Annotated in this window: 10 protein-coding genes; 4 read left to right on the top strand and 6 right to left on the bottom strand. The window is 65.4% G+C overall.

What is annotated here, in order from left to right:
* Nucleotides 1–118: 118 nt before the first annotated feature.
* The 3 genes from AC5PZ0_RS25060 to fepB are packed head-to-tail and all read right to left on the bottom strand — an operon-like array spanning nucleotide 119 to nucleotide 3,092.
* Complete coding sequence (locus tag AC5PZ0_RS25060; protein ID WP_493855953.1) at nucleotides 119–1,165, bottom strand: FecCD family ABC transporter permease; 1,047 nt, start codon at nucleotides 1,163–1,165, stop codon at nucleotides 119–121.
* Nucleotides 1,153–2,145: a FecCD family ABC transporter permease gene (locus AC5PZ0_RS25055; RefSeq protein WP_493855965.1), complete on the bottom strand. Its 993-nt coding sequence runs from the start codon at nucleotides 2,143–2,145 to the stop codon at nucleotides 1,153–1,155. Before AC5PZ0_RS25055 ends, AC5PZ0_RS25060 begins: the two co-directional genes overlap by 13 nt.
* A 53-nt stretch (nucleotides 2,146–2,198) precedes the next feature.
* Complete coding sequence (gene fepB, locus AC5PZ0_RS25050; RefSeq protein WP_493855964.1) at nucleotides 2,199–3,092, bottom strand: Fe2+-enterobactin ABC transporter substrate-binding protein; 894 nt, start codon at nucleotides 3,090–3,092, stop codon at nucleotides 2,199–2,201.
* A 111-nt stretch (nucleotides 3,093–3,203) separates the two neighbouring features.
* On the opposite strand from fepB, the gene AC5PZ0_RS25045 reads away from it, so the two are divergent.
* The gene (locus AC5PZ0_RS25045; protein ID WP_265969116.1) at nucleotides 3,204–3,995 is read left to right on the top strand and encodes an ABC transporter ATP-binding protein; all 792 of its coding nucleotides are present in this window, start codon (nucleotides 3,204–3,206) and stop codon (nucleotides 3,993–3,995) included.
* Here AC5PZ0_RS25045 and AC5PZ0_RS25040 read toward each other — a convergent pair.
* On the bottom strand, nucleotides 3,992–4,810 hold the full coding sequence (locus AC5PZ0_RS25040) for an IclR family transcriptional regulator (RefSeq protein WP_099430000.1): 819 nt from the start codon (nucleotides 4,808–4,810) through the stop codon (nucleotides 3,992–3,994). The genes AC5PZ0_RS25045 and AC5PZ0_RS25040 overlap by 4 nt on opposite strands.
* Before the next feature lie 220 nt (nucleotides 4,811–5,030).
* On the opposite strand from AC5PZ0_RS25040, the gene AC5PZ0_RS25035 reads away from it, so the two are divergent.
* Both AC5PZ0_RS25035 and AC5PZ0_RS25030 read left to right on the top strand, forming a co-directional pair.
* A complete protein-coding gene (locus AC5PZ0_RS25035; RefSeq protein ID WP_493855952.1) occupies nucleotides 5,031–7,115 on the top strand; it encodes a TonB-dependent receptor in 2,085 nt (694 codons plus the stop codon).
* Between the two features lie 66 nt (nucleotides 7,116–7,181).
* Nucleotides 7,182–8,489 (top strand): NtaA/DmoA family FMN-dependent monooxygenase, encoded by a 1,308-nt coding sequence (locus AC5PZ0_RS25030; protein WP_493855951.1) that lies wholly within the window; start codon nucleotides 7,182–7,184, stop codon nucleotides 8,487–8,489.
* A gap of 177 nt (nucleotides 8,490–8,666) precedes the next feature.
* On the opposite strand, the gene sfnG is transcribed toward AC5PZ0_RS25030, so the two are convergent.
* The gene (sfnG, locus tag AC5PZ0_RS25025) at nucleotides 8,667–9,761 is read right to left on the bottom strand and encodes a dimethylsulfone monooxygenase SfnG (protein WP_493855950.1); all 1,095 of its coding nucleotides are present in this window, start codon (nucleotides 9,759–9,761) and stop codon (nucleotides 8,667–8,669) included.
* Nucleotides 9,762–10,218: 457 nt separating this feature from the next.
* Here sfnG and AC5PZ0_RS25020 point away from each other — a divergent pair, with 457 nt between their 5' ends.
* On the top strand, nucleotides 10,219–12,144 hold the full coding sequence (locus AC5PZ0_RS25020; RefSeq protein ID WP_493855949.1) for an AMP-binding protein: 1,926 nt from the start codon (nucleotides 10,219–10,221) through the stop codon (nucleotides 12,142–12,144).
* 79 nt (nucleotides 12,145–12,223) lie between these two features.
* Here the strand turns inward: AC5PZ0_RS25020 and AC5PZ0_RS25015 are convergent, their stop codons facing one another.
* On the bottom strand, nucleotides 12,224–13,534 hold the full coding sequence (locus AC5PZ0_RS25015) for an aspartate aminotransferase family protein (protein ID WP_493855948.1): 1,311 nt from the start codon (nucleotides 13,532–13,534) through the stop codon (nucleotides 12,224–12,226).
* Nucleotides 13,535–13,540 lie beyond the last annotated feature (6 nt).

Here is a 13,540-nt window from a genome sequence, read left to right as displayed (position 1 = left end):
AACCTATCCTGAAGCGGGGCAATCCTTGCGAGGGGCGATACCTTAACGGGTTTGGCCGATTGAGCCAATTCAAGCACTGTATGCATTGATGTCCTGCCAGGCCTCAGGCCTGACGCGCCTACATTGACCGCTTACGCTGAGCAGTAATCAACCACAGCAAGTACCCGCCCCCCAACACCCCGGTCACCAGCCCGACCGGCAACTGCGCCGTGGCGGCCAGGCGCTGGCTCAGCCAGTCGGCGACCAACAGCAAGGTTGCCCCCATCAAGGCGGCGCACACCAGCGGCGCGCTGGCCGTACGCGTCAGCCGCCGCGCCAATTGCGGCCCCGCCAGGGCAATGAACGCAATCGGCCCGGCAGCGGCAGTGGCAATGGCCGTCAGCCCCACGGCGGCGAGTACCAGCACCAGCCGCGACCGCCCAACCGCCACCCCCAGCTGACTGGCCGAGTTATCGCCCATCTCCAGCAGTGCCAGTTCGCGGCCGTGCAGCAGCGCTATCGGCAGGATCAGCGCAAGGCCCAGCGCGGCAGGGACGACATGCGCCCAAGTCCGGGTGTTGAGCGAACCGGCCAGCCACAACTGGGCAAACAGTGCCTGATCAAGATCCCCCGTGACCAACAACAGTTGGTTAAGACCTGACAGCGTGGCGCCCATGCCAATGCCCACCAGCACCAACCGGTAGCCCTCGCTGCCCTGCCCCCGGCGCGCCAGGAGTAAAACCAGCAGTGCCGTGAGCATGCCCGCCGCCACCGCCGCCAACGCCGTGGCCAACGGGCCGGCGTCGAACACAATGATCTGCACGATGGCACCGCTCGCCGCGCCGGTGGTAAAGCCGATGACGTCGGGCGAGCCCAGGGCATTGCGGGCAATCGACTGGAAGATCGCCCCGGCCATGCCCAGCGCCGCACCCACCAGCAGGCCGGTAAGCACCCGTGGCAAGCGCACCCGCGTGACGATGCGCTGGGTCATGTCACTGTCCCCCTGCCCCAGCAAGCTGCCCAGTACTTGCCCGGCACCAATCGGCAGGCTGCCGGTGCCCAGCAGCACAATCGCCATGCCCAGCACCAACAGCAACAGCGCACTGCCGACCAGCACCGCCCGTGGGCTGAAACGCACGCTGAACGTGCCACACCTGAGCACGCGTGGAGTAGTCAGAGATGGCATAGTCGAAACCTGCTTATCAGCACGATGAACGCCGGCCCACCCAGCAACAGCGCCAGGGTCCCGGCAGCCAGTTCTGCCGGCGCGGCAAGCACCCGCCCCAGCAGGTCGGCGCCCAGCAACAGCAACGCGGCAATCAGCGCCGCATAGGGCAGCATGCGTCGGTAATCCGGGCCAACCAGCAAGCGCGCAAGGTGCGGGGCGACCAGGCCGACGAACCCGATGGGCCCGGCGATCGCCGTCGCGCTGCCGGCCAGCAGCATCAGCGCGACACAGGCCAGCGCCCAGGTCAGGCGCACGTTCACCCCCAGCGCCCTGCCCAGGTCCCGCCCCAGTGCCAGTGCGTTGAGCTGCGGCATGAGCGCCGCCGCAAGGACCAGCCCCAGGGCAATGGCCAGGGTTGGCAGCAGCAATGTGGCCGTGCTGCTGCCGGCCAGTGAGCCGGCGGCCCAATGGCGGAAGTGGTCATAGACTTGCGGCGGGGTGTTGAGCACGACGATACCGGTCAGCGACGCCAGCAGCATCGTCAGCCCGGCCCCGGCCAGCACCAGGCGCACCGGGTTGCTGTCATTGGCACCAGCCTGGCCGAGCAGAAACACCGCAATACCGGCAACGCCAGCACCCAGAAAGGCCAGCAGGATGTACTGCCCGACCTGCGTCAGGCCAAACAGCGCGACCCCCAGGATGACCGCCAATGCAGCGCCAGCATTGACGCCCAGCAGCCCAGGCTCGGCCAGCGGGTTACGCGTCAGCGCCTGCATCAGGGTACCCGCCGCCCCTAGCGCCAGCCCGGCCAGCAGCGCCACTAGGGTGCGCGGCACCCGCAACTCACGCACGATCAGGTGCTGATCATTCTGCAGGTCGGGCTGGTAGAGGGCGTCGAACACGACATGCATGGCGATGGGGTGCGAACCGATCAGCAAGCTGGCCAACGCTGCCACAAGCAACACCAGCACGCCCAGCAACAGGCCCTGGCGCGGCATGCCACGCACCCAGCCAGCAGCCCGTACGGGCTGGGTCGACAGGTTATGCATGATCAGCGGAAGTAGCCGGCGACGGTATCGAGCATTTGCCGCCCCGAGTAATAGTCGATGCGAAACGAACTGGGCCCCAGCGGGTAAATCCGCTGATGCTGTACCGCGGGCAGGTTAGCCAGCACCGGGTCGCTGCGAAACGCCTGGACATCGCTGTCATCGGCGCTCAGCAGGAATACGTCGGCATCGCCAATCGCGGCGGCGAGGTTCTCGCGGGAAATGAACTGGAACTCGGTGGCCCGGATCACCTGTCCGGCCATCGCCTCGGGCAGCTCACGGACCTGGAAACCGAGCGCTGTGAGCAGCCGCGCCTGCGGGCTGATGGCACGCCCGATGGAGTAACTACCACCGATGTTGTAGCCCACCAGCATCACCGGCCGCGGTGAAGGCTGCAGGCGCGCGGCGGTTTCACGGGTGTAGTCGTCAAAACGCTGGATCACCTCCTGCGCTTGCCGTTGCAGCCCGGTTTGCGCGCCCAGCTCGGTGGCCAGCGCCTGCCAGGACTGGTTGGAATAGTTCACGACCAGCGTAGGGATGCCTTGGGCGCGGAGCTCGGCCAGGTGCGGTGCGGCACTGTCGGCCCCGGTGGCAGACACCACCAGCAGGTCGGGCGCACTGGCCACCACGGCTTCGATGTCGAACTGCAGGTTGCGGTACAGCACCTGCACATCCCGCTGGTCCGCCACCGTCGCCCATTGCGAGAAGTAGCCTTTGCCATCGGTCAGGCGGCTGGGCGTGGCCGCAGCGCTGGCCACCAGCGGCGCATTCATCGCCAAAAGGATGCCGGTAACGCTCGGCGTGGTGGACACGATGCGCGTGGGCGCGGCCGCCACCCAAGGGCCAAACAGCATCAGGGCAACTGCGGTCAGTGCTGCGCAAACACGTAAAGGCTTCATCGACTGGCTTCGCTCGAAGGGAATCAAGGTGCGCATGATAATACTTCTCATGCAGTTAATTCCATCATGTAGAATCCATTCCGCAAATTCCAGCCTTGCCAAGGACCTTCGATGAGCTCTCGCCTGCATGCCCGTGCATTGACCCTGCGCCGCGACACCCGAACGCTGTCGCACGACCTGTCCCTGGAAATCGAGGATGGCGCTTTTACTGTCATCGTCGGCCCCAACGCATGCGGTAAATCGACTCTGCTGGCAGCATTGGCGCGGTTGCTGGCCCCCAGCTGCGGCCAGGTGCTGCTCGATGGCCAAGACATCCAGCAACGCCCTGCCAAAGACGTCGCCCGGCGCCTGGCCTTGCTGCCCCAAAGCGCCACGGCGCCAGACGGCATCAGTGTCGCCGAGCTGGTTGCGCGCGGCCGCTACCCGCACCAGAGCCTGTGGCGGCAATGGTCGAAGGCCGATGAGCACGCCGTGCAGCAGGCCATGCGTGCCACCGGTATCGAAGCGCTTGCCGAGCGCCCGCTGCAGGCACTGTCGGGCGGCCAGCGCCAGCGCGTGTGGATTGCCATGGTGCTGGCCCAGGACACGCCGATTTTGCTGCTCGACGAGCCCACCACCTACCTGGACATCGCGCACCAGTTCGAGCTGCTGGAGTTGCTGCGCGAACTGAACCAGCAGGGCCGCACCATCGTGGCCGTGTTGCACGACCTCAACCAGGCCTGCCGCTACGCGAGCCACCTGGTGGCCATGCGCGACGGCGCGATCGTGGCACAGGGTGCGCCAAGCGAAATCTTCACTGAAGCGCTGGTGCAGCGCGTGTTCGGGCTTTCGGCGCTGATCATCGAAGACCCGGTCAGCGGCACCCCGCTGCTGGTGCCACGCGGGCGCAGCGAGCCCGCTTAGTCCGGCAGCACCGGCGCCGGTGCGCCGAGCATGCGGCCACCGGTGGCCTGGTTGACCAGCCCGGCCTCATGGAACAGCGCCTGGCGGTCTTCAGGCGCACGCAACTGCCCCAGGTCAGTGACCGTGGTCATCACGCAGACGATTTCCTGCTGCGCGTCGAACACCGGCGCGGCCTGCCCGGTCACGCTCGACAGCAAGTGGCTGGTCAGCTCGGCCCAGCAATGCTGACGAATCTGCTCCAGCACCTTGGCACTGGGTGGGGTGCCGCGAAAATGCGCCGGCTGCAACTTGCGCGCGGCATCGATCGTAGCCTTGGGCAGAAACGCCTGGAACACCAGCCCGCACGCGGTGTTGTCGATGGGCAAGATGTCGCCCAACGCCAAGGGGTTGATCGAGAAATAGGCACTGCGGTACCAGCGCACCAGGGTCGGCCCGCGGTCGGTCCAGATCGCCACGCCACCGCTGGCGGCATGCCGTTGCGCCAGGGCCTTCATGTGCTGGGCGCCGATGTCCACTGCATCCACCCGTTTCAGGGCGCCAATGCCGATGCTCAGGGCTGCCGGGCCAAGGTCATACAGCGCGCTGGCCGGGTCCTGCCTGGCCAGCCCTTCTTTGACCAGGCTCTGCAGATAGCGATGCGCTGTGGAACCACCGGTACCAGTGCGACGGGCGACCTCGCCCAGGCTCAATTCACTCTCGGCATTGGCCAGCACATTCAGGAACCGCGCAGCAATCGACACCGACTGAATGGTGCCGGAACGCTTCTCGCCGGGGCTCTCCGGCTCCGCATCGGCAGGGGACTGCAAAGTGTTCAACGGGGCTATCTCCTCATTTCTGATTATCTGGCCAAGCGGCAGCGCCACGCCCGGCACGCGCGGCGGCCCATCATACCGCCAGCGGCCCTCGCAGGGTGCGAATGCACGTGCAGGGCGGTCACACCATACCACTTCGAGGAATAGATTCTTTATTGCGGAACGAGATGGCACCGTGATACCTTCCATCGCAAACGAGGATCGTTCTCATTTGGAGGTTGTCTTGAAGTACCCCGCGCAACGCTCGATCAGCCAAGGATTTGGTGTGCTGACCCTGTCCACCCTGCTTGCCGCCCCACCCGTCCTGGCCGAACAGACGCCAGCCGCCGCCAACTCGCAGCTCGTGCTGGCACCGGTGCTGGTGAGCGGCGAGAAGGTCGAACGCGACCTCAAGAACACTGCCTCGTCGGTGTCGGTGAAGAACGCCAGCGAGATCGATACCCTTAAAACCGGCAACGCCTCGGTGCACGAAGTGCTCAACGATGTGCCCAACGTGATCTACACCGACTCGGTCGGCGCGCCGATCATCCGCGGCCAGGACAGCCAGGGCCCGAACAACGGCGCCAACGTGTTCTGGGGCGGCACGGTACCGCGGGCCACGATCAACCTCGACGGGCACTACCTGAACTACAACGAAATGTACTTCGGCGCACCGTCGGTGTGGGACATCGACACCATCGAGGTCTACCGCGGGCCGCAGACCACCAGCCAGGGCGCCAACGCCATTGCCGGGGCAATCGTGGTCAAGACCAAAGACCCGACCTTCACACCGGAGGCGGCCTACCAGGCAGAACTGGGTAGCTACCACGCCCGGCGCAGCTCGCTGGCGGTCTCCGGGCCGCTGACCGACAACCTGGCCGGCCGCCTGGCCCTGGATTACGCCGCCCGTGACACGTTCATCGACTACACCAACCCGTCCTTTGCCAGCCACGGCACCGACCAGGACTTCCGCTCGCTGAACCTGCGCGGCAAGTTGCTATGGCTGCCCGAAGCGGTGCCCGGCCTGGGCCTGAAATACACCTTCGCCCACGGCGACTCCAACCGCCCCACCCAGGAAGCCGCCTCGTACCCGTTTCACAAGCTGAACCACACCGGCGCCACCATGCCCAGCTGGCACCAGCAAACCAACACGCATATCGTCGATGTCGATTACGAACTGGGCAACGGCATGAAGCTGTTCAACCAGACCCAGTACTCGCTGTCCAACGTGCACCGCGTGCTGGGCGTGGCCAACAGCGGCGATGCCGATGTCCGCCAGAAGAACTTCTCCAACGAAACGCGCGTCACCTTCGGCGAGCAGCAAGACACCCTCAGCGGCATGGCCGGCCTGTACCTGGCTCGCACTGACTCCGATGAAATCCTGTATTACGGCGGCATCTCCGACTTCGACGACACCAAGCGCAATCTCGGCGTGTTCGGTGAAGTCAGCTATCGCCTGAACGACCGCTGGACCCTGACCACGGCCTTGCGCTTCCAGCAAGACCAGGTCCAGCGCGAGGGCACCTCGCCTTTCGCCACCGATGGCCTGGACTACGACAAGACCTTCAACGCCTTCCTGCCCAAGGTATCGCTGGCCTACGCCCTGACCCCGGAATGGACAGTGGGCGGCATGGTCAGCCGCGGCTACAACCCCGGCGGTGTGTCGCTGAACATGAGCAGCAAGCGCTTCGAGCAATTCGACGACGAGCGCATGTGGAACTACGAACTGTTCGCCCGCGCCAGCCTGCTGAACGACCGCCTGCACGTGAACGGCAACCTGTTCTACATGGACATGCAGGATGCGCAGTACAACATCCCCGTGGTGCTGGCCTCAGGCCTGACTCAGTCCTACACCATCAACGCCGAAAAGGCCCACGCCTATGGGGTCGAGCTGTCGGCAGACTACCGTGTGCTGGACAACCTGACCCTCAAGGCCAGCGCTGGCGCCCTGCAGACCCGCATCGACGACATCGACGCCAACAGCAGTTATGCGCATAACGAGTTTGCCCGTTCGCCCGGCTACACCGTCAGCTTCGGCCCGAGCTGGGACATCACCGACCGCCTCAACCTCAACGCCCAAGTGCGCCACGTCGATGGCTACTACTCGGATATCGCCAACACCAAAAGCTATGCCATCGACGGTTACACCGTGGCCGATGCACGCATGAGCTACCGCTTCAACGACCAGCTCCAGGTGTACACCTACGTCAAGAACGTCTTCGACGAGCGCAGCGCGACCTACATGCAGACCAACCGGGGCATTGGCGGGATCGAAGCCAGCATGACCGAGCCGCGCACGCTTGGCGTGGGCGTCAAAGGCGCGTTCTAAGCCACCCCTGCTGGCCGATAAGCACCGGCCAGCGCTTATTTGCCAGCCACTGGAGAACCGACCCTGATGACTCATCAACAAGGCCTGCACATCGGCATGTCGCTCGCCCCGACCTGGCTAAGCGGCGAAGGCTGGCGGCGCCCAGACAGCCGCGTCGAAAGCCTGTTTGGCAGCGACTTCGCCCTGGACATCGCACGCCGCTCAGAAGCCGCGCACCTGGACTTCGTGTTCCGCCCCGACGTCAGTTGCGTGGTCGCCGACGCGCTGCAAAGCGGCTCGGGCTTCACCAGCCTCGACCCCACGGTGCTGCTGGCCGCGCTCACCCGCGAGACTACGCACATCGGCCTGGTGTCGACCGTTTCGACCACGTTCTTCCCGCCGTACCTGGTGGCTCGCCAGCTGCAGTCTCTGAACTGGCTGAGCAACGGCCGCGTGGGCTGGAACATCGTCACCGCGTTGCAAGGGCACGAAAATTTCGGTCTGCCTGCCATGCCCAGCGCCGAAGAGCGCTACGCCCGCGCCGCCGAATTTACCGACGTGGTGCAGCGGTTGTGGCGCAGCTTCCCCAACCAGGCGCTGCGAATCGACCGTGACAACGGTGTCTATGCCGACCCGGCACAAGTCCAGCCAATAGACCACCAGGGCGACTTCCTCCAGGTGCAAGGCCCGCTCAACCTGCCGGAACAGGGCAGCCGCATTCCACTGATCCAGGCGGGCGCCTCTGACAGTGGCCGCGACTTCGCTGCCCGGGTCGCCGACATCGTCTTCGCCCCCACGCCCGACCAGGCCGCCGCCGCCGAGCTGCGCCGTGACCTTTCACGACGGGCCGAACGCCATGGTCGCACCCCCGCAGACATCCGCCTGCTGCCGGGCCTCAGCCTGTTCTTGGCGCCCACGCGCGAGCAAGCGCGCGAACTGTTCATGGACACCCATGCGCGGGTCGACAAGGCACGCAAATATGCTGCCATCGAAAAGATGATCGGCATCGACCTGACGAACTGGCCAAGCGACCGACGCATTCACGCTGCCGACCTGCCACCGCTGCAACTGCTGCCCGGTGCCAGCCGCACGCATGTGAGCTTGTTGCGGCGCTTGATCGAGCGCGAATCGTTGCTGCCTAGCGAGCTGTTGATGCGCCCAGAAGTGCTCTCGGCGGCGCACTGGCAGGTGATCGGCACGGTCGACGACGCGGTGGAAGAAATTGCCGACTGGGCCGAGGCGGGTGTAATGGATGGGTTTATTGCGGCGCCGGGGGGCTCGTTCGGCTCGGTGTATTGCTTCCTCGATGAGGTGGTGCCGCGGCTGGTGGAGCGCGGGCTGTTCCGCGGGCAATACCAAGGCGCTACCTTTGCCGAGCACCTGCAACGCTACTAGCCACTACCTCGCCCCCTGTAGCGGCCTTGCCGGGGCGCCGGACCGGTCGAAAAGGGCTGCACCACGATAATCGCCGGGGCTGTGTGGGAGCGGGCTTGCCCCGCGAATGCGAACACGCGGTGCATGGCACCGGCTCCGCCGGTGTTCGCGGGGCAAGCCCGCTCCCACACAGTTGCCTCACGCCACCGCTTTTTCCACCCGGCGCCCGACCTCCAGCTCACGCACCAGTGGCAACACATGCTCACCAAAGTACGCCACCTCCTCTTGGAAATGCAGGAAACCTGAGAGGATCAAATCCACCCCCACCGCCTTCAGCGCAACAATGCGCTTGGCAATCTGCAGCGGTGTGCCGATCAGGTTGGTCTTGAACCCATCGTTGTACTGCACCAGGTCCTCGAAGCTGGACGTGGCCCAGTTGCCCTCGCCTTCCGGGCTGGCCGCCCCGGCGTTCTTGACCTCATGCCCAAACGCCTTCACCGCCTCGGGGTTGGCCTTGTCGATGATCTCCTGCAACACCGCCCGCGCCTCTTCCTCGGTGTCGCGGGCAATGATGAAGGCATTCACCCCCACCTTGATCGAATGGCCGTTAGCGGCTGCCTTGGCACGCAGATCGTCGACCTGGGCCTTGATCCCCTCCACGGTATTGCCATTGGTGAAGTACCAGTCCGACACCCGCGACGCCATGTCCCGCGCTGCACGCGAACTACCACCTTGGAAGATTTCCGGGTGCGGCTGCTGCAAGGGCTTGGGTTTGAGGGTGTAGTCCCGGAAGCGATAGAAATCGCCGTTGAAGGTGAAATTGTCCTGGGTCCAGATGCCCTTCAGCGCACGGATGAACTCCTCTGAACGGCGGTAGCGCTCGTCATGGTCCAGCCACGGTTCGCCGATGGCGTGGAACTCGCCCTTGAACCAGCCCGACACCAGGTTGATGGCGATCCGGCCGTGGGTGAACTGGTCGATGGTTGCCAGTTGCTTGGCCGCCAGCGCCGGGTTCCATGGGCCTGGAAGGATGGCCGCGATGACCTTGAGCTTCTCGGTGGCGGCCAGCAGCGCATGGCTGATGGTGACCGACTCGTGCTGGTTGTCGGCACCATAACCGGCAGTGAAACGAATTTGCGACAGGGCGTAGTCAAAGCCCGCCTTTTCGGCGATCTGCGCCAGTTTGCGGTTGTAGTCGATGTCCCAGCTGGTGCGTTGCTCGATGGTGCTCACCACCAGGCCACCGCTGACGTTGGGGACCCAGTAGGCGAACTTGATTGGGGCTTGGCTCATGGGGAGGCTCCTTGGCTGTCCTCGAAGGGTTGAAGGCGACAACGCAGCAACCGTGCCAAACGAAAATAGCGTTGAGCCTCAATGGGATAGCCAACAGCGCAGACCGGGCGCGGTGCCCTCTGCGCAGCAGACTGTCGAAACACTGTTGCGGGGGCAACAGCCAGCGTTCGGCGGTCAAGTAATTGTGCCCGATGGTCAAGCGACGGCAGCCAGCGACTGGGAGGATTGAAGCAGGCCCGAGGGTTTATGAGTTCCGGTCTGGGCCAAAGGGGCCGCTGCGCGACCCATCGCCGGCAAGCCAGCTCCCACAGGTAAGTACAAACCTCAAGCATGCGCCGTACCTGTGGGAGCTGGCTTGCCGGCGATGGGCTGCAAGGCAGCCCCCTTTACAGCCCATGAGGCTTGGCTGGATGGCCCGAGGGTCGCAAAAACAATAACAGTAACAAGGAGAACACCCATGACTACCTACCTGCAGGCTTACACCCGCGCGGCCGAGGACCCGGAAGGGTTCTGGCGCGAACAGGCTAGCGAACTGGACTGGTCGCGCTTCCCATGCCAGATCTTCACCGACACCCCCGGCGCAGGCGGCCGCTGGTTTGCCGACGGCCAGCTCAATACCTGCCACCTGGCGGTCGATCGGCACGTTGCCAACGGAGCCGGTGAGCGCTGCGCGATCCTCTACGATTCACCGGCCAGCGGTGTGCAAGAGCGCATCAGCTATCGCCAGTTGCAGGACCGCGTAGCCCGCTGCGCCGGCATGCTGCGGGCGCTGGGGGTGGCGCGCGGCGACCGGGTGATCATCTACATGCCGATGATCCCTCAGGCGGTGGTCGGCATGCTGGCCTGCGCCAGGCTCGGCGCGGTGCATTCGGTGGTGTTTGGTGGCTTCTCTGCGGCCGAACTGGCCGTGCGCATCAACGATGCGTGCCCCAAGGTGCTGCTCAGCGCCAGCTGTGGCATCGAGTACGAACAGGTGGTGCCCTACAAGCCATTGCTGGACCAGGCCCTGCAACTGGCCGCCAAGCACACGCCACACGTGGTGATCGAACAACGCGAACAAGCTCGCGCCCTGCTGCGCGGCCCCCGCGAGCACGATTGGCAGGCGCTGCTCGCCCAGGCCGAAGCGGTGCCAGCGGTACCGGTCGATGCCACCGACCCGCTGTACATCTTGTACACCTCCGGCACCACCGGCAGGCCCAAAGGCGTGGTGCGCGACCATGGCGGCCATGCCGTGGCACTTAACTACAGCATGCAAGCGCTGTACGACGCGCAGCCCGGCGAAGTGTTTTGGGCGGCCTCGGACATCGGCTGGGTCGTTGGGCATTCCTACATCGTCTATGCCCCGCTCATCCGCGGTTGCACCACCTTGCTTTACGAGGGCAAGCCGGTGCGCACACCCGATGCCGGCGCCTTCTGGCGCGTGATCGCCGAACACCGGGTGAATGTGTTCTTCACCGCGCCCACCGCGTTCCGCGCCATCAAGCGCGAGGACCCACAGGTGCGCCTGGCCGCCGGCCGCGACCTGTCCTGCCTGAAGGCGGTGTATGTGGCCGGCGAACGCCTCGACCCACCGACCTACGAATGGCTGCAGGGCTTTCTACCCTGCCCGGTGGTCGACCACTGGTGGCAGACCGAAACGGGCTGGGCAATTGCCGGCAACCCCCGTGGGCTAGACGACCTGCCGATGAAACCAGGCTCGGCGAGCCTGCCGATGCCCGGCTACCGCCTGGCAATACTCGACGACGAAGGCCAGCCGTTGCCCAGCAACCAGCCCGGCAACATTGCCCTGCGCCTGCCATTGCCACCCGGCACGCTGACCACGTTGTGGGGGGACGCGCAGCGCTTTGCCGACAGCTACCTGAACGCGTTCCCCGGCTATTACTGCAGTGGCGATGGCGGCTACCTGGACGAAGACGGCTACCTGTTCGTGATGGGCCGCGTGGACGATGTGATCAATGTCGCCGGGCACCGCCTGTCCAGCGGCAGCCTCGAAGAAGCCCTGGGCGACCACCCGGCCGTCGCCGAGTGCGCCGTGGTGGCGTTGGCAGAGGAGCTCAAGGGCGAGGTGCCGGTCGGGTTCGTGGTGCTCAAGCAAGGGCTGCAGCCAGACCCTGCGCAACTTGAAGGCGAGCTGGTGGCGCGGGTGCGCGAGGCGGTCGGTGCCATCGCCTCACTGCGCCGGGTGTTCATCCTCAAGCGCCTGCCCAAGACCCGTTCCGGCAAGATCCTGCGCAAAACCCTGCGCAGCCTGGCGTCGAGCCCCGACGTCGCGACACCCCCGACCATCGAAGACCCGCTGGTGCTCGATGAAGTGCGCGCGGTATTCGAGCAGGCCGGTTGCTATGACCAGGAGCAAGGGCGCAAGGCGGCAACCGGGCACTGATCACGCAGGGCCTGCAAACAGAAAACCCCGCCAGGGCAAGCCCTGGCGGGGTGGCAGGAACACTACCTTTGCTAGCCCATCACAGCTGGCGCAACACGCGCTGCAGGGCACCGAGAAACTGCTCGACGTTCTCCGCAGAGAAGCACAGCTGCGGCCGGATCTTCAGTGCATTGTTCTGTGCCCCCGACACACCAATCAGCATGCCTTCATCACGCAGCAAGTTGGTGATGCGCCGGGCCGTCGGGCCATCGGCACTGCCCTCCCCGTCCACCACATCGGCACCGATGAACAACCCTGCCCCCCGCACCTGCCCCAGGCAGGCATGCTCACGGGCAAGCCCTTCAAGGCCCTCCTTGAGCTGAGCGCCCACGCGCCGGGCATTCTCCTGCAAACCCTCGTCCTCAATGACCTGCAGCACCGCAAGCCCCACTGCCGCCGACACCGGGTTGCCGCCAAAGGTGTTGAAGTAGCTGGCGTTGCGGCCAAAACGCTCGAGTATTTGTGGGCGTACCGTCAGCCCCGCCAGGGGGTGGCCATTGCCCATCGGCTTGCCCAACGTCACCAGGTCGGGCACCAGGCCATGGCGCTCGAAGCCCCACATGTGCGTGCCGGTGCGGCCGAACCCCGGCTGCACCTCGTCAGCGATGAACAGCCCACCAGCAGCGCGCACCGCCTCCACCGCCTCGCAGAGGAAGCCCGGCGGGTCGGCGAACACACCATCGCTGGTGAACAGGGTATCGACCAGCAGCGCTGCCGGGCGAATACCATGGCGCTGCATGTCGGCCAGCGCGGCACGCACCTTGGCGGCGAATACCTGGCCCACCCGCTGCGGGTCTTCTGGCACATGCAGGGGGGCATCGACCACACGGATATCGCGGCCCAACGGCACATAGTCACCCACCGAAGGCGACAGCTCGGCGATGGCCGACGTCATCCCGTGATAGGCATAACGGGTCACGATCACCCCGGTGCCACCGGTGTAGTCGCGGGCAATGCGCAGCGCCAGGTCATTGGCTTCACTGCCGGTGCAGGTGAACATCACGTTGCCCAGTGCTGCCGGCATGGTCGCCAGCAGCTTCTCGGCATAATCGAGCACCCCCTCGTGCAGGTAGCGGGTATGGGTGTTGAGCTCGCCCGCCTGCCGGGCCAGGGCCTCGACCACACGCGGGTGGCTGTGGCCGACCGAAGCGACGTTGTTGTACAGGTCGAGGTAGGCCCGGCCTGCGCGGTCGTAGAGCCAGGTGCCGGCACCCCGCACCAGGTGCAGCGGGTTGTCGTAAAACAACTGATAGGCCGGGCCAAGCAGGCGCTGGCGGCGCTCGATCAGGCTGCGCTCGGCAGCGTCCAGGGCCTCAGCCTGTTCAGGCTGGAAGGCATTCACTTTCAACATGGTCGG

The organism is Pseudomonas sp. 5.2 (genome assembly GCF_059025405.1).
Note: the sequence above shows the minus strand (reverse complement) of the source record. Positions and strands in the feature narration are given on the sequence as shown.